Source organism: Niabella digestorum, from assembly GCF_036409055.1.
Taxonomy (GTDB): Bacteria; Bacteroidota; Bacteroidia; order Chitinophagales; family Chitinophagaceae; genus Niabella; species Niabella composti.
In genome coordinates, this window is record NZ_JAZGLY010000002.1 from 54623 (window position 1) to 76994 (window position 22372).

Annotated in this window: 15 protein-coding genes; 8 read left to right on the top strand and 7 right to left on the bottom strand. The window is 41.4% G+C overall.

The genetic code is table 11. The features are described 5' to 3' along the window. Positions 1–8 precede the first annotated feature (8 nt). The 6 genes from V2H41_RS02915 (at position 9) to V2H41_RS02940 (ending at position 6709) form a co-directional block, all read left to right on the top strand. Positions 9–926, top strand: coding sequence for a homoserine kinase (locus V2H41_RS02915; RefSeq protein WP_330973622.1), 918 nt, complete (start codon positions 9–11; stop codon positions 924–926). A gap of 59 nt (positions 927–985) precedes the next feature. Further along, positions 986–2290, top strand: coding sequence for a threonine synthase (gene thrC / locus V2H41_RS02920; protein ID WP_330973623.1), 1305 nt, complete (start codon positions 986–988; stop codon positions 2288–2290). A gap of 64 nt (positions 2291–2354) precedes the next feature. Then, positions 2355–2921: a hypothetical protein gene (locus tag V2H41_RS02925; protein ID WP_330973624.1), complete on the top strand. Its 567-nt coding sequence runs from the start codon at positions 2355–2357 to the stop codon at positions 2919–2921. 95 nt (positions 2922–3016) lie between these two features. After that, a complete protein-coding gene (locus V2H41_RS02930; protein WP_330973625.1) occupies positions 3017–3742 on the top strand; it encodes a succinate dehydrogenase cytochrome b subunit in 726 nt (241 codons plus the stop codon). 111 nt (positions 3743–3853) lie between these two features. After that, positions 3854–5833, top strand: coding sequence for a fumarate reductase/succinate dehydrogenase flavoprotein subunit (locus V2H41_RS02935; protein WP_330973626.1), 1980 nt, complete (start codon positions 3854–3856; stop codon positions 5831–5833). A 102-nt stretch (positions 5834–5935) separates the two neighbouring features. Then, positions 5936–6709 carry a succinate dehydrogenase/fumarate reductase iron-sulfur subunit gene (locus V2H41_RS02940; protein ID WP_330973627.1) on the top strand — a complete coding sequence of 258 codons (774 nt, stop codon included), beginning with the start codon at positions 5936–5938 and terminating at the stop codon, positions 6707–6709. Positions 6710–6781: 72 nt separating this feature from the next. Here V2H41_RS02940 and V2H41_RS02945 read toward each other — a convergent pair whose 3' ends face one another. Both V2H41_RS02945 and V2H41_RS02950 read right to left on the bottom strand, forming a co-directional pair. Beyond that, positions 6782–7279: a DinB family protein gene (locus V2H41_RS02945; RefSeq protein ID WP_330973628.1), complete on the bottom strand. Its 498-nt coding sequence runs from the start codon at positions 7277–7279 to the stop codon at positions 6782–6784. 59 nt (positions 7280–7338) lie between these two features. Next, positions 7339–8304: a helix-turn-helix transcriptional regulator gene (locus V2H41_RS02950; protein ID WP_330973629.1), complete on the bottom strand. Its 966-nt coding sequence runs from the start codon at positions 8302–8304 to the stop codon at positions 7339–7341. Between the two features lie 103 nt (positions 8305–8407). Here V2H41_RS02950 and V2H41_RS02955 point away from each other — a divergent pair, with 103 nt between their 5' ends. After that, a complete protein-coding gene (locus V2H41_RS02955) occupies positions 8408–11026 on the top strand; it encodes a valine--tRNA ligase (RefSeq protein ID WP_330973630.1) in 2619 nt (872 codons plus the stop codon). Positions 11027–11098: 72 nt separating this feature from the next. Here the strand turns inward: V2H41_RS02955 and V2H41_RS02960 are convergent, their stop codons facing one another. Next, the gene (locus V2H41_RS02960; RefSeq protein ID WP_330973631.1) at positions 11099–13894 is read right to left on the bottom strand and encodes a TolB family protein; all 2796 of its coding nucleotides are present in this window, start codon (positions 13892–13894) and stop codon (positions 11099–11101) included. 217 nt (positions 13895–14111) lie between these two features. Between V2H41_RS02960 and V2H41_RS02965 the strand changes: the two genes are divergently transcribed. Continuing rightward, positions 14112–18971, top strand: coding sequence for a translocation/assembly module TamB domain-containing protein (locus V2H41_RS02965; RefSeq protein WP_330973632.1), 4860 nt, complete (start codon positions 14112–14114; stop codon positions 18969–18971). 22 nt (positions 18972–18993) lie between these two features. Here the strand turns inward: V2H41_RS02965 and V2H41_RS02970 are convergent, their stop codons facing one another. The 4 genes from V2H41_RS02970 to V2H41_RS02985 form a co-directional block, all read right to left on the bottom strand. Beyond that, positions 18994–19854, bottom strand: coding sequence for an endonuclease/exonuclease/phosphatase family protein (locus tag V2H41_RS02970; RefSeq protein ID WP_330973633.1), 861 nt, complete (start codon positions 19852–19854; stop codon positions 18994–18996). Positions 19855–20050: 196 nt separating this feature from the next. Continuing rightward, positions 20051–20353 (bottom strand): iron chaperone, encoded by a 303-nt coding sequence (locus V2H41_RS02975; protein ID WP_330973634.1) that lies wholly within the window; start codon positions 20351–20353, stop codon positions 20051–20053. A gap of 94 nt (positions 20354–20447) precedes the next feature. Beyond that, complete coding sequence (locus tag V2H41_RS02980) at positions 20448–21647, bottom strand: bifunctional 3,4-dihydroxy-2-butanone-4-phosphate synthase/GTP cyclohydrolase II (RefSeq protein ID WP_330973635.1); 1200 nt, start codon at positions 21645–21647, stop codon at positions 20448–20450. Between the two features lie 209 nt (positions 21648–21856). Continuing rightward, the gene (locus tag V2H41_RS02985) at positions 21857–22369 is read right to left on the bottom strand and encodes a hypothetical protein (protein WP_330973636.1); all 513 of its coding nucleotides are present in this window, start codon (positions 22367–22369) and stop codon (positions 21857–21859) included. Between the last annotated feature and the right edge of the window lie 3 nt (positions 22370–22372).

The following is a 22372-nucleotide window of genomic DNA, read 5'->3' on the forward strand; positions in this document are numbered from 1 at the left end:
AAGTAATTATGAGTATTAAGATAAAATCTCCCGGAACAGTAGCCAACCTGGTATGTGGATTTGATATCCTAGGATTGGCTCTCGATAAGCCTTACGACATTATGGAGTTTGAGCTTATTGATACACCGGGTGTAGTGATTGAAAACAGAGACGATTTTAATTTACCTACCGATCCTGAGAATAACGTAGCTGGGGTGGTATTGTTGGCTGCTTTGGAAAAGGCAGGTATTAATAAAGGAATAAAGGTTGTCATAGAAAAACACATAAAGCCCGGTAGTGGATTGGGATCTAGTGCGGCTAGTGCAGCCGGTGCTGCAGTAGGAGCAAATAAATTACTGGGCAACATTTTTTCGCGTGATGAGCTGGTACAGCTAGCCATGATTGGTGAAAAACTGGCTACCGGCGTAAAGCATGCTGATAATATTACTCCTTGTATCTTGGGTGGAATTACGCTAATTCGCTCTATTCATCCGCTAGATATTGTGCCATTGGCAAGTCCTGATTTGTATGTAACGGTAGTGCATCCACAGATAGAAGTGCGGACATCCGATGCCCGTCAGATTTTGCGGAAACAGGTTTACCTGAAGGATGCTATTAAGCAATGGGGAAATATTGCTGGGCTGGTAGCCGGTTTTATGAGTAACGATAAGGATTTAATCGGTCGTTCGATGGAGGATGTAATTATAGAACCGGTGCGTAGTATTCTAATCCCCGCATTTGATGAAGTAAAACAAAAGTGTAAAGAAGCAGGTGCTCTGGGGGGAGGTATCTCCGGTTCGGGGCCGTCTATATTTATGTTAAGCGATGCAGAAGCTACAGCACAAAAGGTAGGAGAGATCATGAAAAGTGTGTACGATGGACTCGGTATTGAAAACTATGTGTATGTGACCACCATTAACAAAAACGGTGTAGAAGAAATTGCTTAATAGTATGAAGTGCTTATAAAGCGATAACGAATCTTGTATTATTACAATTGTAAATTGAAATGAATTATTATAGCCTGAATCAGCAATCACCGATTGTTTCGTTTAAAGATGCTGCCATACAAGGACAAGCTCCGGATAAAGGATTGTATTTTCCTGAGAAACTCCCTAGAGTTAATGAGACATTGATCAAAAACATCGAAAGCATTGCAGATGTTAATATTGCATTTGAAGTAATGAAGCCCTATGTGGCAGGTTCCATCGATGATGAAAATCTTTACAGGATTGTAAAAGAAACCATCAGTTTTCCCATCCCTTTAAATAACATCAACGACCAAATTGCTTCGTTGGAGTTATTTCATGGGCCTACACTTGCTTTTAAAGATGTAGGTGCCCGTTTTATGAGTCGTTGTTTGGGATATTTTTTAAGAAATGAGAATCGCGAAGTAACAGTACTGGTAGCTACCTCCGGTGATACCGGCGGTGCCGTGGCTAATGGCTTTTATAATGTGGAGAATGTGAATGTGGTGATATTGTATCCCAAAGGCCGTGTGAGCCCTGTCCAGGAAAAGCAACTCACTACACTGGGTAATAATATTACGGCACTGGAAGTAGATGGCAGCTTTGATGATTGTCAGCGCATGGTGAAGCAGGCTTTTGCCGATAAGGAAATCAATGAGCAAAAATTTCTTACTTCGGCCAATTCTATAAATGTAGCTCGTTGGTTACCGCAACAGATTTATTATTTCTTAGCGTATAAGCAGTGGAAAGAAAAATCTATTTCGCCTGTGGTTTGTGTGCCTAGTGGTAACTTTGGAAATATCTGCGCGGGGATGCTGGCTAAAGTAACGGGATTACCTTTGGGGCACTTCATCGCGGCCTGTAATGTCAATGATATCGTATCGCACTACTTGCAAACACAAGAGCTGGTGCCTAAGCAAACTACGCCTACTTTATCCAACGCCATGGATGTAGGCAATCCAAGCAATTTTATAAGAATTATCGAGCTCTATAATAAACAATTTCCCGAACTCAAGAACAACTTATCTGCATATACTATCACAGATGCGGAGACACTAGCTACTATCAAAATAGTGGCTGAAAAGTATCAATATACATTAGAGCCGCATGGTGCAGTAGCATATCTCGCATTGGAACGCTATCTTGAGAACCATTCTACAGAAAGAGGCTTTATACTGGAAACAGCCCATCCGGTAAAATTCCCCGATGCTGTAAAGGAGGCTACCGGAAAAGATGTTGAGGTGCCTGCCGTTTTAGAAGAGATGATGCATCGTCCTAAAAAATCAATATTGATGAAGCCTGAATTTGAAGCATTGAAATCTTGGCTACTCGAAGAAAGAAAATAACCATATTGTTAAAAGTTGGTAAGTTCATCAAGATTTGTGTAAATGGATTTACTTTGCCCTACAAATGCACGATCTGGAACCATATTATAACTGGCAACACATTTATGTGAGCGAAGAGGATGAACGTTCTCCCTTTTACGGTATAGAGCATTCTCAGTTTGAATATTCATCCACTATCTATAATTATTATATACATCCTCAATGGGATTATTTTGGTAGCAATACGTTATATCTGAAGGTATTGATGGCCGATTACGATGAAGGGTATGTTATCATTGAAATGATAGGTGAGTGGAATGATGCTGTAGAAAATGATATCATGACACTGAAGAGGAAGGTGCTGGAAGTATTTATGAAGGAGGGGATTTATAAGTTCATTTTAATTGTAGAAAACGTAATGAACTTCCACAGTAGTGATAGCGAGTATTATGAAGAATTGTACGATGAGTTAGCTGATCAAGAAGGGTGGATTATTTGCCTGAATATGCCCGTTCAGACCCAATATGATTTCAACAGGTTGCGACTCAACCGATATGTGGAACTCATGAACATTGAGAACTGGCGCGTATACAAGCCCTATCATCTTTTTAAGAAGATAGATGATGAGTTATCTCGAAGGCTACCACTGTAGCCTTCAATCGTTTTCATACCGATTTGTCACATTTTTGTAAACTTTTCACAATTCTGTGCTATTTTTGTGGCATTCACAATTTAGAGTAATCATATATGAAGTGGTCCCAAATTTTTACTTCGAGCGTAGGAAAGAAAATTATAATGGCCGGTTCGGGGCTTTTTTTAGTGGCCTTTTTGGTAGTACATGCCGGTTTAAATGCCTGTATATGGGCTAATGACGGTGGGGTGATGTTTAACAAGGCTGCTCACTTCATGGGTGCTAGCATCGTTCCTCGTATCTTAGAGATTGGTCTTTTTGTATTTTTCCTTTTACATATTATACAGGGATTAGTACTGGAAGTACAAAATCGCAGCAAACGTAAAATAGGTTACGCTATAAAACTGGGCAACAGAGGTAGTAAGTGGTATAGCAGAGCCATGGGGATTTTAGGTTCTATTATTCTGATTTTTCTGGTGGTACACCTTACAGACTTCTGGATACCTTCCCGTTTTGGAGGGCTGGAGCCTGTATATATAGATCTGGCTACGAATCAGATTGTGCCTGCAGGCGCCGAAGGTGCTAAAGAGTTTCACAATCTGTACGCTGAAATGGCGTATAAGTTTACCAGCTTCCCTGTTATTAGCATTATTTACATCATCGGGGTTATCGCCTTGTTCTGGCACCTAGTTCATGGTATTCAGAGCGCTTTTCGCACGTTTGGTGTAACCAATCAGCGTTATATTAATTTGTTGACTGTTGCAGGGTGGATTTTTGCCATTATTATCTGTGGTGCATTCATTATGATGCCCATCAGTTTTATGGCAGGGTGGATTAGCTAAGCAGTTATTTGTAATAGAACTACAGCTAAGTGTAAGTTATTACACGGAAGCTGACCTTATAAGAAGAGATAAATACGAATTCACAGATCTCGGATCATAAATCGTAATTGAATGAAGCTTGATTCTAAAATACCGGCGGGTAAGCTGGAAGAAAAATGGAGCAATTACAAAAGCCATTGTAAGTTAGTGAACCCGGCCAATAAAAGAAAGCTGGAAGTAATTGTTGTGGGTACAGGTTTGGCAGGTGCTTCTGCAGCAGCCAGCTTGGGTGAGCAGGGGTATCGTGTGAAGGCTTTCTGTTTTCAGGATTCTCCTCGTCGCGCGCACTCGATTGCGGCGCAGGGTGGTATCAACGCCGCCAAAAATTATCAGAATGATGGAGATTCTGTTTTCCGTCTGTTCTACGATACTATCAAAGGAGGCGATTACCGTGCGCGTGAGGCCAACGTACATCGTCTGGCCGAAGTGAGCGTGAATATTATCGACCAATGCGTGGCGCAAGGGGTACCTTTTGCACGCGAATATGGTGGATTGTTGAACAACCGCTCTTTCGGTGGTGTACAAGTAAAAAGAACTTTTTATGCTGCGGGACAAACAGGTCAGCAGTTGTTATTAGGTGCCTACCAGGCCTTACAACGTCAGGTGGCATTGGGCAATGTGCAGATGTATAGCCGACACGAAATGCTGGATGTGGTGATCATCGATGGTAAAGCCCGCGGTATCATAGCACGTAATCTGGTAACCGGACAACTTGAAAGATTCTTTGGCCATGCTGTAGTACTGGCTACAGGTGGATATGGTAACGTATTTTACCTGTCTACCAACGCCATGGGAAGTAACGTAACTGCTGCATGGAGAGCACATAAAAGAGGTGCTTTCTTTGCCAATCCTTGTTTCACTCAAATACACCCAACTTGTATTCCGGTTTCAGGAGATCATCAAAGTAAACTGACTTTGATGTCTGAATCGCTTAGAAACGACGGACGCATCTGGGTACCAAAAAATCCCAATGATACCCGTAAGCCTAATGATATTCCGGAAGAAGAAAGAGATTACTATCTGGAAAGAAGATATCCAGCGTTCGGAAACTTAGTACCTCGCGATGTGGCCAGCCGTGCAGCGAAAGAACGTTGTGACGCCGGTTACGGAGTAGGTACCACCAAGCAGGCTGTATATCTTGATTTTAGATACAATCTCATCAATAAATACGGCCGTGCCGAAGCTAATAAGCGTGGTATTCAAAATCCCGATGAAGAAACTTTGGTGCGTTTGGGTAAAGAAGTGGTGAAAGAGGAGTACGGTAACCTTTTTGATATGTATGAAAAGATTACCGGCGAAAATCCTTACGAAGTACCTATGCGTATTTATCCTGCCGTTCACTATACCATGGGAGGTCTTTGGGTGGATTATGAGCTGATGACTACGGTGCAGGGCTTATACGCAATTGGTGAGTGTAACTTTAGTGATCACGGAGCCAACCGTCTGGGAGCATCCGCATTAATGCAGGGCTTAGCTGATGGGTACTTTGTGTTACCATATACTTTGGGTAACTATCTGGCTAATGAAATTTCCGTGAAGCCCATTCCTACTACTGATAAGGCTTTTATTGAAGCCGAAGCTGCCGTGAACGAGCGTATCCAGCGCCTGATGAATGTGAAGGGTACTCAGTCTGTAGAAAGCTTCCACAAACGTCTGGGTAAAATTATGTGGGATAAGTGCGGCATGGCACGTAATGAGCAAGGACTACAAGAAGCAATCCGGGAAATAAGACAACTGAGAGAAGAGTTTTGGAAACATGTGCGCATTCCGGGAGGCATCTATGAAATGAATCCGGAGCTGGACAAAGCTAATCGGGTATCGGACTTTTTGGAACTGGCAGAACTGATGTGTATTGATGCATTAAACCGTAGAGAAAGCTGTGGTGGCCACTTCCGTGAAGAAAGCCAGACCGAGGACGGGGAAGCTTTGAGACATGATGACGAATTCATGTATGTAGCTGCATGGCAATATATCAGCGAAAGCAATTGGGAGCTTCATAAAGAAGACCTAGTGTACGAAGTGATTAAGCCTAGCCAGCGTAATTATAAATAGTTCATTGTAACCATTGATATTTACTTGTTCGTAGATCGTGGTATTTATTTGAGAATTGACAAAAGGTTCAGTTCTTCAAAGTTTGAAATTAACTAATTAAAGATGGAACATTATACTATGAACCTCACCTTGAAGGTGTGGAAACAAAAGGATGCAAATAGCAAGGGTGGTTTTGAAACCTATCATGTAAAAAATATTTCCTCGGAAATGTCTTTCTTGGAAATGTTTGATGTGCTGAATGAGCAGTTGGTGAAAGAGGGTAAAGAGCCTATTGCATTTGACCACGACTGTCGGGAAGGGATTTGTGGTATGTGCTCCATGTATATCAATGGACGCCCGCATGGTCCCTGGCACGGTACTACTACCTGTCAGCTGCATATGCGTGCTTTCAAAGATGGCGATACTATTGTAGTAGAGCCCTGGCGTGCGAATGCATTTCCTGTAGTAAAGGATTTGATTGTGGACAGATCAGCCTTTGATCGTATCATACAGGCAGGAGGTTATATATCGGTAAATACCGGAGTTACGGTAGATGGGAATGTGATTCCTATACCGAAAGAAAATGCAGATAAGGCTTTCGCTGCAGCTACCTGTATCGGTTGTGGCGCTTGCGTAGCAGCATGTAAAAACGCTTCGGCCATGCTGTTTGTATCGGCGAAAATCTCTCACCTGGCATTGCTGCCTCAAGGTGACCCCGAAAGAGAAATGCGTGCATTAAACATGGTGGCACAAATGGATAAGGAAGGATTCGGTGCTTGTACCAATACCAGAGCTTGCGAAGCCGTATGTCCGAAAGAAATCAAGATTACCAATATCGGAAGATTGAATAGAGAATATTTACGTGCTGCTGTGAATGTAGATGAAAAGATGGATTAATAGAAACTTATTATAGCTAAAAGCTCGTCGTAAATCGACGGGCTTTTTTATTATATCAATTGATGCAGAAGGTTAGTATAGTTCATCTGCACTGGGACCATAAGTGCCAGGGATGGGAATATTTAATAACCTGAGAAATACTCCCAGCTGTGCCCGATGATGTACGGTTTGGTTAAAACACATTCGAATAACTTCTGCTTTGGGCTGATTGCTGTGAATGGTTGAACCCGTACGTAAAACCCAGTAATCTTGCAACTTGGACTCATTTTCCGGATTATTTAAATAAGCTCGAGCTTGAGCGACGTTATTTTCGTAAAAACTCAATAACGAATCGAGGGTTGTAAGCGGGGCAGGAGCATTCCCAGCTGCGGTAAAATCAAGCTCTGTAGTATCAAAGACGGTGACAATCCATGAGGGAAGCTCTGCTATATGTGTAGCTAAGTCTCTTAAAGACATGCTTTTAGGATGTGGTTTCCAGTCGAATTTTTCTTCCGGAAGGATACTTAAAAACTTTCGGGTGATTAATACTTCATTTTCGAATTCGCGAGCAAAAATTGGCAGATGCTTCATAAGTTTAAATTTTTATTACACTAAGTAACGAAGAGGTTATGACAGCACCCTGTCAACAATTAAGAGCATTGTAATCTTTTTTCTATATTTTTTAAATTTCTCACTAATATATCTTTTAAGCTTTGTGGCTCTACAATGGTGGCAAATTCGCCTATCATCATAAAATATCGGGCAAAATTTTCTAAGGAGCTGGTAAGATAAGTCATCCGTGTAATATCACCTTTAATCTCCTGATTTAGGAAACCCAAATAATATTTCTGATCCCCCAGATATTTCAGAATTGATGTATCCACTTCAATCACTACTTTCTCCAGTTCTTTTTCCTTTTTGAGTTTGTTGATAAAACTATCTAGTGTGGGATGGGAGGCATGAAATACCTCATCGGTTACATTCAGATAGCTGATGCGGTCGGTTCGGAAAGTGCGATAATCGTTGCGCAGTCTGCAAAAAGCCACCAGATACCAGTAATTACCGTGATAATAAATGCCTATGGGCTCCAATGTCCTATTGGTATAGGTTTCTGCATCAGCCTTGGTATAGCCTATTTCAATTACTTGTTTGTCGGCAATAGTTTTTAGCAACCGCTGTATATACAGATCGTCCTTGGTTTTAGGAATATAATCGTTGGGTAGCACTTTAATACTGTTTTCTACCGCTTCGAGACGATCTTTTTCTTTGTACCGCAATACTGCTCTTATTTTATACATAGCAGCTTTAAATTGTTTCGCGGACGATGCATCGGCAAATCGGTCCATCATTTTCTCGGCGGTAAGCAGCGAAAAAGCTTCTTCTTCGCTAAACATTACCGGAGGCAGGCGGTAGCCTTCCATTATCGAGTAGCCTTTGCTAGCTTCTCCGTAAATGGGTATTCCTGCTTGTTCAAGGGCTTTAATATCTCGATACACTGTGCGCAAGCTCACTTGAAAGCGCTCGGCTATATCGGCGGCTTTTACCACCCGTTTCGATTGAAGTTGTATCAGAATCGAAGTCAGACGGTCAAACCTTTTGGCATCGGAGGTGCTCATAGAGTAAAAATAAAGCTTGAAAAGCATAACCGCCCCTCAAATATATCAGGTCGGCCTGTTTTGCTCTAAAAAATAAAATTACAAACAGTAAATTTGCAACCCTATGCAATTATCGAAAAATTTTGAACCCGCTCAGGTAGAACAGTTTTGGACAAAACGTTGGAAAGAACAAAGGTATTTTGAGAGCAAACCCGATAACCGTAAGCCTTTTACGGTTGTTATTCCACCACCCAACGTTACAGGTGTGCTGCACATGGGACACACCCTTAACGAGACCGTGCAGGACATATTGGTGCGTCGTGCCCGTATGAGCGGATATAATGCCTGCTGGGTACCCGGTAGCGACCATGCCTCCATTGCTACTGAGGCCAAAGTGGTGCAAATGCTGCGTGAAAAAGGTATTGAAAAAAGCTCCCTTACTCGCGAGGAGTTTTTAAAATATGCTTTTGAGTGGAAAGAAAAATATGGAGGTATCATCTATAGTCAGATTGAAAGATTGGGGTGTAGTGTGGACTGGAATCGGGTTACATTCACTATGGATGATGATTATTATAAAGCGGTAATTAAGGTGTTTGTAGATCTGTATAGAAAAGGGTTGATTTACCGCGGCGCCAGAATGATTAACTGGGACCCAGTTGCTAAAACAGCACTGAGTGATGAGGAAGTAGAATATCGCGAAGTACAGAGTAAATTGTACTATGTACAATATAAGTTAGATGGGCAGGATGGCTACATTACTATTGCTACTACCAGGCCGGAGACCATTTTAGGTGATACCGCTATTTGTGTAAACCCTAATGATGAGCGTTATCAACACCTGAAAGGTGCTTATGCATTTGTTCCACTAATTAACCGTCGCATACCGATCATTTTTGACGAGTATGTGGATATGGAGTTTGGAACAGGTGCCTTAAAGATTACGCCTGCGCATGACATCAACGATTACAATATCGGTTTGAAACACAACCTGGAGGTTATAGATACTTTGAATGATGACGGTACGCTGAGCGAAGCTGCCCAAATGTATGTGGGTGAAGACCGTTTCGAAGTGCGTAAGAAAATTGCTGTGGATTTGGAGGTTGCCGGTAATCTTGTAAAAGTAGAAGATATTACCAATAAAAACGGATTCTCTCAGAGAAGCAATGCCGTAGTGGAGCCGAAGATATCCACTCAGTGGTTTTTGAAGATGAAGGAACTGGCAGAGCCGGCTTTGAAAGCTGTGGTAGATGGTGATATCAGTATTCATCCCGGAGACAGATTCTTAGCTACTTATAAGCATTGGCTGGAAAATGTAAAAGACTGGTGTATCAGCCGCCAGCTATGGTGGGGACAGCAGATACCTGCATGGTACACTCCCGATGGTACCTGTGTTGTAGGCGAAACTAAAGAAGATGCTTTTAAAACATTGCCGGCTGATAGCAAATGGTCCATCGATGATCTGAAGCAAGATGATGATGTGCTGGACACTTGGTTTTCTTCATGGCTTTGGCCAATTCAGGTGTTTAAAGGCATTACTACTCCCGACAATGAGGAACTGAAATATTATTATCCCACATCCGTACTGGTAACCGGGCAGGATATTATCTTCTTCTGGGTAGCACGTATGGTAATGGCAGGATTGGAATATCAGAAGGAAATTCCCTTCAGGGATGTATATTTTACCGGCATGGTACGGGATAAGCTGGGCAGAAAAATGTCCAAATCCTTAGGTAACTCGCCGGACTTATTAGAGCTGATTGATAAATACGGTGCCGATGCTGTGCGTTTTGGCATTATGATTTCATCTCCTGCAGGTAATGATTTGCTATTTGATGAAGCATCATTGGAGCAGGGGCGTAACTTCAATAATAAAATATGGAATGCGCTCAAGCTTGTGAAAATGTGGGAGGAGAAACAGAATACGGCGAGTGATAACCAAGCTAATGATCATTTTGCCGTACAGTGGTTCGAGCAGCGTTTAAACAAAGTAAAAGAAGAAGTAGCGCAACTACACAATCGCTTTAAACTGAGCGAAGGTTTAAAAACTATTTACTCGCTGATTTGGGATGATTTCTGTAGTTGGTATCTGGAATGGGTTAAACCCGGATTTGAGCAGCAAATAGATGCGGCTGTTTATCAAAAAACTGTTTATTTCTTTGAGCAATTACTGCAATTGCTACACCCTTATATGCCATTCATTACGGAAGAAGTATATCATTTATTAAAAGAGCAGGATGATGATCTTTCTATAAAACAGTTTGAGCCAATTGCTCCTGCAGACGAAAACATCATTCAGCAAGGAGAACTGTTGAAACAGCTGATTAGTGGCGTACGGGATGCAAGAGTTAAGAATAATATTAAAAATAAAGAAACGGTAGGATTATATATTCAGACAGATAACCAGGCGATGTACCAACCGCTGTTCCCTATTTTATTGAAACAAGTGAATGCGGATAAAATTAGCTTTACGGATAAACCGGTGGAGAAGTCTATCAGTGTGTTGGTGGATAAGGACAAACTGTATGTCGAAACCTATGTAGAACTGGATACTGCAGCCCAAAAGCAACAGCTGGAAAAGGATCTAGCTTATTATGAAGGCTTTCTGGCAATGGTGGAGAAGAAACTAAGTAATGAAAAATTCGTTCAAAATGCAAAGCCGGAGGTGGTGGAAATGGAACGCAAGAAAAAAGCCGATGCCGAGCAAAAAATCCTTGCTATTAAGGAAGCGTTAGCAGCATTATAAAACTGTATTCCATGATACATACAAAGCTTCATGAGTAGATAATATTCATGAGGCTTTTTTATAGGCATGTAGTTATAGCAGTGATGGGAGCAAGAACTCAAAGAAGAAGTTGCGCGGATTGGCTGGTGCTGGAGTTAAGTGTCTTCCTATCCGGAATCCCAGTGTAATGGGGTGCTGATTCCACCACTTAGTATCGAAGTAAATTTCTGTACCCGCACTTTGCATGCTATGACCGTTAACACCGTATTTATCGAACGGGCGGGTATGGTCGAAAAAAATATTCGCCCGAATTCGCGATAGATAAAGAATGTTGGCAAAGCCCCAATCAGGGTATAATAAGGTTAGATGATAATTAGCCGATGCAGTATAAGCACCTGCGGAATCTACGGTAGTGTAACCTCTAGCAAAGGGCAAATTGTTAGAGAAGATACGGGTGCTATTACCGCTGTACTGAACGCCCCCATTTAATACTAGATGCTGTGCCGGGGCTATACCTGGCAAATACAGACTGATTCCTGTATAGCTTTGCCAGCTTTTATAGATATTGAGGGCATGTGTATATTGCGATGCAATTCGGTAGCCCCATCTTGGAAATATATCCTGAACAGTAGTAGGTACGCGCTGCGACCAGCTGATGCCATGTCTCAAATAGTTGAATCTGAGATTGCGAAAATCATTTTGCGTAGATCCCCTGTGGAAATCGGCACGATAATGATAATCGCTATATAATGTCAACGTTTTATAGGTGCGTCCTGAGGTCCAGGTTAAGGGTAAGCTTAACCCTACATAGCTGTTCCATTCGTTCCACTCTTTAAGTTTTTGATTAATTATAGAGCGTCTATCAAAAGTATATTGGGTTCCCAGCCGAATATAGGGGAATAATCCGCCGTATATAAAACTTCCTCCTGCTGTATGAGTGCGGTTGTTTTCATTATATAAATAGTAGAGTTGAGTTTGGGTAGTGTTCAAAATATTATTGCCATAAAGGGTAAAGCGAAATTCCGGTTGTTCATAATCGGGCCTCCAGCTGTGGAAGTTAAAAGGCTTTGTCAGCTTGCGATAGGGCTTAACAGAATGTATAGTGGTAGGTATATTATGCAGAAATGAGGGATGACTAGTGTCTGCCGAAAAGCCATTGTGCACATTAGTGAAAGTGGACCACGAAACGGGTTCCCATACAGCTTTACTTATGTCTACCTGTTTTAATTGGTGCCCGCTTGCAGTGAAACTGCTCCAGGTGATTTTATCGTAATCAGCATTGATAAAATAACTACCTACACCATTGGTGGGCAGTTTGTAGAGCTGCTTACTTGAAATATCATAGTAAAAAATCTCATCCTTTAGATGCTGTGCTGCAGAAAAGTACACCTTGTCTTCTTTGGCGTCAATTTGTCCGATAAGTGTAAAAGATGGTGGTATAAGAAGTTCGATGCTCCCCGAGTTGATATCAATACTAGCAATAGATGTACGGGAGTTAGTGTATCGAAGTACGGCTATCACAGTACGATTATTGATTATTTTGGGATTGGTAAAGTAGGCAATATCCTTTTGGCTGATTTCTTTAAGGATTGAGCCATCCGTTGCATTCAATATTACAAGTGCGGAACTCCCGTCTTCTTTAACATGATTGGCCGCAATAAGCGTTCCGTCTGCAGAGATATCGGGAGAGAAGTAGCGTGTTTTATGTTGCAAGGTTCGTTGTTTGCCCGAATGAATGTCGAGTATTTTGATAACACTATAATCCCGCCATCTCCATCTAGGGTCTGATTCCAATGCAGCATAAACGATTTTCCCATTACGATAGCTGTATTGGTTGTCGATGCTGATATCTCTCCATCGAAGCCGGTGCTCTTTATGTTTATCCTTAATATAAAAAGCTGGCCGAATGTTATTGCCCGTTTTCAAATAAAGCAGGCTGTCTTTCGCGATCTGAAACGGATATTGGTAATGGGTAACGGTTTGCGACAAAGGCGACAGCTCCATTTCGTCTTTTATAAATGAATTGTTTTTAAAAGCCGAAGTTTGATACTGATGCTTATAATAGTTCAGTGCTTTGTGGGTGAACTCTTTATACTTCAAACCGGAATACTTTTTTATAGCTTTTTGCATAGGATAGAATAGGCCTTTAAAAGCACTAGCATCGTGGGTGACATTTTTCCAGAACTGGGGGCCGTATTCTTGAATGCCATAGTTTACTAGTAAATATCCTAGTACATAATGGCTCGGTGTAAAATCTTTATAAGAGCCATTGCGCAACTTCATCCATCCATACTCTTTTCCAGACTGCCATAGTGCCGGGAATCCTTTCAAAAAAGAGGGCATACGACCTCTTCCTTGTGGCGATAGAGAGGTTTCCTGATACACGGCATCGCCCTCAAAAAACCAGTTGGGAATAGCGGTATTGATAGCCAGTGCATAGCCTTCCTGCCCAAATAGATAGCGCATGGCGGTACTGAGACCATGGTTGAAATTGTTGTACTGATGTACGTGTCTGTACTCATGTAACGTAAGTTGGGTAAGCCATTCTAGGCTTCCTAAATCAAAGTTATCTGCAGGAGGCGTGGTATAAAACTCGCTTCGGAAAGGTCCTAAACTTACATAACCGTTAGCGTTAATCGTTTGAGGTTGTAGTACAATATCCACTTTTTTCAACTGATTTCCCAAATTGAGAGGATTGTGGCGTGCCAGATGCGTTACGAGATTTGCAACCTTGGCGGCCATACTGTCCATTTTTTGAGGAAAAATAATTCTTGCAGTGTCTGAATCCATCTGGTACCAGCGTGTAGAGGGAGGGTTGCCTCCAAACTGCTGTGCTTTGATATTGCTCAGACAAAAAAAACAAAGTACCAAGATGAATACAGTTCTCATAGCTGCGCGATTAAGTGGGGGCTATTATGGATAAAAAGAATGTTCCTGTTATCGAATAAAAGGGCAAATAACCCGTAAACAATAAAAATATAAAATTACGCTTAAAGCAACGGCGAAATTTGCCGGATGCTGGTGAATAAATTACTTTTACAACTAAGTAATAATTGGTGGTTTCCTGAAAAAATTAAGAAAAATATCACTTGTTGTCCTGGCGTCTGTGATTGCGCTGCTGGTCGCAGTATGGATGCTCGTTCAGTTACCGCCGGTGCAAAACTGGCTTATTGATAAAGTAACGGCACGGCTGTCCCGCGACTTGAAAACGCATATCAGTATCGATCGTGTAGATTTTTCTCTTTTTAATAAAATGCATTTGGAAGGGGTGTTGGTTAAAGATCGTGGGCAGGATACTCTACTAAGTGCAGGGGCCATCACCGTAAACGTTACAGATTGGTTTTTCTTTAAACAAGATATAGAGTTAAAATATATCGGTCTTCGAGATACTTATGTGCATCTCAAACGCACCGATTCCATATGGAACTATCAGTTTATACTAAACTACTTTTCCACTCCGGCAAGCACCGAAAAGAAGAAGGATAATGCAATTAATCTAGCCCTACGGGAAATCGACCTGAAAAATATTTTTGTGCGTCAACAGGACGGATGGATTGGGCAGGATATGACCGTTTCACTCGCTTCACTCAATACGGTTTCCAGAAAAGTAGATTTTGCTAATAAAAACATTGAAATCAGTTCGCTTCAAATTAATCAACCTTATTTTGCCATTTTTGATTACGATGGGAACCGGCCTCCTAATTTTAAGAGTGCTGTTTCCAAACCTGCAGTTGCTGATACGGCAAGTAATAGCAATAACACCTGGAAGATACTGGTAAGCGAGGTTGCTTTGAATAATGGTACCTTCAAAACAGATAATGATTCACGTCCGTTGGATAGTTCCGGTTTTGATGGAAAGCATATCGAGTTTGCTAAGATTTATGGCAATTTTAAAAATGTGCGATGGGTTGGGGATACGATTACTGCATCGATGACGCTAAGAACACGAGAGCGTAGCGGCTTTGAAGTAAAACGTCTGGTTGCTGATGCTCGGTTTACGCCTACGGAGATGACTTTTGAGCAGCTCGACATTCTTACTAATGATAGCCATTTGCGCAATTACTTCAGCATGCGTTTCGACCGGTTTAGTGATATGAATGATTTTGAGGAAAAGGTACGTATGGAAGGCCATTTTATCAATACCGAAATTAATAGTGATGATATTGCCTATTTTGCTCCTGATGTAAAGAGTTGGAAAAAAAGAATAAAGTTAAATGGTATCATTGCAGGTCCTGTGGCAGCGTTGATTGGAAAAGACCTGAACATTCAGGCAGGCGTGGGAACATCTTTTGCCGGAGATGCCTCCCTTACAGGTTTGCCCGAGATACAAAGTACGTTTTTAGATATCAAAGCCAACGAGTTTAAGACGGTTTATGCGGATGCTAAGGATATTATTCCCAGCCTTAGAAATGTTACCAATCCCGATTTTGCTAAGTTAGGACATATTGTTTTTAACGGAAACTTTGCGGGTTTTATTAATGACTTTGTAACTTACGGCACCTTGCATACTGCATTGGGTACCATTAAGGCTGATGTAAATTTGAAGTTGCAACAGGCCGAATACCCTATTTACTCCGGAACAGTACACTCCGATAATTTCCAACTCGGACAGTTTATTAAAGATAGTGCCATTGGTGCTATAAGTTTGAATGCGACGCTGAAGGGCGCAGGTTTCAAAACACAAAGCGGCAATGTGATGTTGGATGCGCGTGTCCGATATTTCGACTATAAAGGATATCGGTACAGAGATATTACTATGGACGGAGAATTGAATAAGAAAATCTTTGATGGTAGCTTTATCATTAATGATTCTAACGCCCATTTTAACTTGAATGGTTTGATAGATTTTTCCAAAAAGGAACCGGAGTTTAATTTTCTGGCCAACATCGATACACTAAATTTTAAAAATACCAATCTGCTGGGTGTGGACTTAGCTTTCAGCGGAAAAGTGAATGCTGAGTTTTCGGGTAATACTATTGATGACTTTCTCGGCACAGCCCGTGTTTCCGATGCTTATTTAACAAAGGACGGGTGGCCGCTTTCTTTCGATTCTCTGGTAATTAGTTCTTTTTTGTCCGATTCCCTGAAACATCTAAATATTGCTTCCAACGAATTCAATGCTAGCTTATACGGACAGTTTAATATCCGGGATTTGCCAAACTCTGTGCTTGCGTTTTTAAATAGATATTATCCTTCGTATATCAATAAGCCCACGCGCGATGTGCCGGTTCAGTCTTTCTCCTTCAACATTTTTACGCGCAATTTTGATAGATTGGCTTCGCTGATTGATAGTAATCTGTATGGAGTCAACAACAGCAGTATACTAGGCAGTATAGATATGAACACGAATACGCTGGGGCTGAATCTAAATATTCCTTACTTTAAGTATAAACAGTTTGGTTTTTCAGGTACTATCATTGATGTTACGGGTACTTACGATAGTATTGAAGTGACAGGAGCGACTTCTGATATACGGATTACAGACAGTATGAGTATCGATTTGGCGATGTTCAATATTGTCGCACGTGATGATGTGTCCCGCGTGAGTCTTTATACAGGTGGTAATGCAACAGTAGATCAAAGTGGCATCAATGCGGTGGTAAATACTTATCATAATGGAGTGGGTATACGCTTCGCTCCCTCGGCCTTTGTGGTTAATGGAAAAATTTGGACCATAGAAGATAATGGTAAACTAGAATTTAGAGAGCATGCGCCTGCATTTGGCTCCCTAGTACTTAAAGAGGGCATGCAGGAAATCAAAATTGAAACTTTGCCATCAAAAGAAGGAGAATGGAATAATGTTTCCATATCACTTCAGAATATTATTTTGGGAGATATCAGTCCCTATTTGCTTTCCAATAATCGATTGGAGGGTACTGTTTCGGCCCACGTGCTCATTGATAATCCAGGTAAGCAAATGAAAATTGTATCGGAAGATTTTGTGGCAAGAACAGTTTGGTTTGATAACGACTCTATCGGCGACTTAAATGCACGTGTGGAATTTGATATGCAGACTCAGGAACTTTTAGTAAAGGGCAAAACGTTAAGCAGGGAAGAAAAAAGCTTAGCATACGATATTCACCTTTATCTGAAAGATAGGGATAGCCAAATCAATAATATTATTTCCTTGAAGGCAAATCATTTTGATCTTAAGTATCTCACCCGTTTTCTGAATACTTTATTTTCCGATTTAACTGGAGACATAACAGGGGACTTTGATTTAAAAGGTCCATTGGATGAATTGGAGGTAGTGGGTAAAGGGCGATTGCATAATGCCGGACTCAAAGTAAAGTTTACACAATGTTATTATAAAATCTTGGACAGAGAGATTGAACTTAACGAAAATGAGATTAATCTAAACGGCATTGTACTCATCGATACCATAACCAACAATCCCGTTTATCTTACGGGAAGTATTTTGCATCATGCTTTTCAGGATATGTTTTATGATATCCTAGTATCTACGCGTAAGCCGGGCACTAGAGATAGAGCCAATAACCGTCCGGTACAGGTGCTCAATACTACTTATGCTGACAACAAGCTCTTTTACGGAAATGTACGTGCTACAGGATCGTTTGTACTGGTGGGGTCGGAGGAGAACACCTATATGAAAGTAGATGCTATAGCTTCTGACGAGGATGAAAGTTATTTCACTATTGCTTCCTCTAACAATCAGGCAGGAAGAATGCCTGAATGGCTGGTGGAAAGAAAGTTTGGCGATGAGCTTTCTGACAGTGTATTGCCTGAACTCCCCGTATCAAACATGATTTATGAGGTGGATGTGACGGCAAATCCCAAAGTGCTGATGCGATTTGTGATGGACGATCTTACCGGAGATCAAATTGAAGGCCGTGGCTCAGGAACATTAACTATCAGATCCGGCAGCTCGGAGCCTTTAAGTATTAAAGGAAGATTGGATATAGAAGAAGGAACTTACAATTACACCTTCAAATCATTTTTTCCGAAGCCTTTCGAAATCATAAAAGGAACCGAGAATTATATTTCATGGACCGGCGATCCGCTAAAGGCTAATATCAATATACAGGCACGCTATCGGGCGGAGCGGGTAAGCTTTGCTCCGTTGGCAGGTGTTACCATCGATCAAAGCTATGCCAATACTCGCGAGAATGTGTACGTATATGCAACACTTACCGGCCAACTGTTTAGGCCTGAGTTTAAGTTTGAACTGCAACTTGACCAGAACAGTCGTTACAACAACGATTTTAATGTTATTAATGCTTTACAGCAGATTGAAAGAAGCCAGAGTGAAGTAGCCCGTCAGGTAACTTACCTTATCGTATTCAATAGTTTTGCTCCACCGCAGACAGGGGTGTCTAACATAGGCGTAGGAGCTGCGGTAGAATTTACCTATAACACTATATCGAGTTTGTCTGGGCTGTTCTTTAACGAAATCAATAAAAAGCTCAATAGTGCTTTGGCTTCTTTGCTAGGACATAATGTGAGTGTAGTCTTCAGTGGGTCCGTGTACAACCGCAACGTATTGGGTGCTTCTTCCAATAACTTTAATATCAACCAAGCGAACGTGAATGGTTCTCTTTTGGTGCCTTTGTTTCAGGATAGACTAGTTATTACATTGGGGAGTTCGCTCGAAGTGCCCTTGCAGTCAACTATTCAGCAAACAGTACAATTTCTGCCTGATGTAACCGCGGAGTGGCTTTTAAATCCAAGCGGCAGCATACGCTTAAATTTGTTCTATAGAGAAAGTTTGGATTATCTCACCACACAAAGTACCGGTGCAGCAAAACTTAAACGAACCGGAGGGGGTATTTCCTTTAAGAAAGAATTCAATACTTTGCGGGAAGTGTTTTCCAATGTAAGAAGACGTGCAGAAAGAAGCATGCCACCCTCGCCTTCTTCAACAGATTCTATACAAAAAGTACCTCCGGCCTTATCACTACCAAAAGAAGACCCCCTGGTACCTAAAACGGTTCCAGAGGGCGATTAAAAAGAGTGTACTATTTTTTGCCTTATTTAAGCTCCAACACTACTTCGACAGGGAAGTGGTCTGATGGGAATTTACCAAAATAGGTATCGGTGAGAATACCCCATTTGTGAACTTTCCAGTGTTTGGTAATAAATACATGGTCGATTACACCGTTGCCGGTAAATTCTTTTTTAAAGCCGTTAAAAGAAGTATTGTTTTCGTAAGGGTGCTGAGCGTCCTTATAGCTGTCATGAATAATGTCAGAAGTGCTAAGAATTTTGTAAGGCTCTTCTTCCCGCTCTGAATTGAAATCGCCAGTCAGAATAACGGGTTCTCCCTTCGCTATTTCTTTAATCTTCTTCAGCATAAGATGGCTACTTTCTCTACGGGCAATTTTACCTTGATGATCAAAGTGCACATTGAAGAAGTAAAATTTCTTCTTGGTTTTTTTATCCTGCAGATATACCCATGAGCAGATACGATTGCAGCAGGTAGCATCCCATCCTAACCCAGGCTTATCAGGTGTTTCCGAAAGCCAAAAATCGCCAGAGGCTAGTAATTGAAATTTATCTTTTTTGTAAAAGATTGCCGAGTGTTCACCCTTGTCGCTACCATCATCACGCCCCTTGCCGTAGCGTGCATATTGAGGTAATGCTTTGATGAGATCTTGGAGTTGATTAGGCCTTCCTTCCTGGGTGCCTACTACATCAAAATCGTGATAGCGGATAAGTGCTGCTACATAAGGCATGCGGTCTTTCCACAGGTTACCAATATCTTTAGGGTTGTCAAAACGAAGGTTATAAGTAGCTACGGTGAAAGTTTGCGCTTGGGCAAAGCTGACAATAGTTACTAAAAATGCTATTAGCAATGTTTTTTTCTGAATAAAGATTTTTCTAAATGACATAATGATAGAATATTAAGGTATGGGCAAAGCAAATAAAGCTTCGGCAATATAATATTTTTAAATTGAATGAAAGCATAAGTAGTTGTTATCTTCCGATGAATGGATAACATTAGGCCGACGAGGATGCTTTATTGCTTTTGTTGTTTTTTGTTCTTTATTTCAGCAATACGAAATAAAACTATACGTTTTATTAAATCTACGGGAAGTGTGGCCTATCCAAAGGTAGTTGTAGTGTACTTTTCCCTCCTTTAAAAGATTGTAATGCCTGTTCAAAATCTTTATACGTACGTGGCACGGGGTAGAGGCCTATATGTTGTTTGTTCCCTGAATAGTAAATAAAAAATCTATTATTGAATTTAAAACCGCCGATGCCATAACTAAGGGTTTCTTCCGCTTCGGGCACAATACTTTTAATAAGAGCACGTAACGCTCTCAGTAGCGGTTTGGATGCATCAGGTACCTGTTGCAGGTATTCCTCAAGGTTGGTGGGCTTGTTCATATGAATTGGTACAAATCATTAATAAACATACAGTGTGTCGTTATGCTGTGCACCTTACCCCTTCCTATGTGCCATCCAGGCTAGTGTAGTGAGGCTAGAAATCGTGCCCCAATTTTTTCCGCTTGGTACTTAGGTACTTTTGGTTATGCTCATTGGGCGGGATGATAATGGGAACATTCTCTACAATCTCCAGTCCGTAGCCAATCAACCCCACTCTTTTGCGAGGGTTATTACTCATCAGGCGGAGTTTGGTAGCGTTCAGGTAACGCAGTATCTGTGCACCTACACCATAATCGCGTTCGTCCATCTTGAAGCCCAGATGCAGATTAGCTTCTACTGTATCCATGCCTTCCTCCTGCAGTTTATAGGCTTTCAGTTTGTTCAATAGCCCGATACCGCGACCTTCTTGGTTCATATATAGGATAATACCTTTACCTTCTTGCTGAACCATCTTCATGGCAGTGTGCAACTGGTCGCCACAATCGCAACGTAGGCTGCCTAAAATGTCTCCGGTGAAGCAAGAAGAGTGCACACGGGTTAGTACCGGTTCTCCTTTTTCCCACTCGCCTTTTATTAAGGCGAGATGCTCGTTGCCACCATTTTTTTCTTTAAAAGCCACTAACGTAAAATCTCCGTATTTAGTGGGCATCTTTACGCGTACAATTTCTTCGATAAGGGAATCTCTCTTCAAGCGATATTCTATCAAATCTTTTATGGAAATTAGTTTAAGGTTAAATTTTTCTGCTACTTTAATCAGGTCCGGCAGGCGCGCCATGCTTCCATCTTCGTTCATAATCTCCACCAACACACTTCCATAAGGATAAGGGTACCCTGCCAGCCTTACTAAGTCTGTGGCGGCTTCTGTGTGGCCTACGCGACGTAGTACACCACCTCTTTTAGAACGTAAAGGGAATATGTGTCCCGGACGACCTAAATCAGCCGGACGGGTATTAATATCATTTAAAGCCTGTATCGTTTTAGCACGGTCATGTGCAGAAATACCGGTGGTACAACCATGTCCCAAGAGGTCTACCGATACCGTAAAGGCTGTTTCATGGAGGGCTGTATTATTAGTAACCATCAAATCCAGCCCCAGCTCATCGCAACGTTCCTCCGGCAGTGGAGCACAAATAAGCCCACGTCCGTGGGTAGCCATGAAGTTTACCATTTCCGGAGTGATGGAAGCTGCAGCAGCAATGAAATCTCCCTCATTTTCACGGTCTTCATCATCCACCACAATCACCATTTTACCGTGCTTGATATCTTCAATAGCTTCTTCAATCGAGTTGAACATCTACGCAGTAATTTTAACAAAGTTAAAGAATTCGGACTTGTCAGTCTGAAATATACCTGATGGAGTTTAACGGGGGAGGTGCATCTGTTTTGCAAATCAAATAAATAACAATTATGTTATAATAAGGTTTTAGCTAATGCATAGTTCCCGTTTGTACATTAAAGTAGAAACAATAAGGTTAGCCAAAAACATTCTGGTTATGGAGCTGTTTATTGGGATACTACCTGAATTCGGCTCTTCAGCCAGCTTTCTTTCACAGGGATGATCCAATTGTTTTCCAACTCAGCTTTGGTGGCTACCAGATTGTTGAAATACAAGGTGTCTCCGTTGACGAACCCATTATCAAATGCATATTGCAGTTGTGCAAGAGGTAATAATTGTACTTTGTCCTTAATAATAAAAGCCAAAGTGGTACGATCGAAGAAACTTACCCCGTACCTGGCCTCCAATGATTTAATAAAACGTACAGAGCTATCTGTGCTACAACCACTTACGGTGGCTATAGATTCGTCAGCCATCAGAATTACAAACTGTCCAAAAAACAAAAAGCCTGCTGCTTTAACCTTGGCTCCATGACTTTGCCATTCCTCAACAAAAGCATTGATTTTGTCTTCTGCATCAAAGGCCTCCTGTAGGCTTAAAAGACGGCTGGCTTGATATACCCACACACGCGAATTCGGATGAAAATCCCCGGGTAATAATTCCTTATAGTTTAATTTCATGTT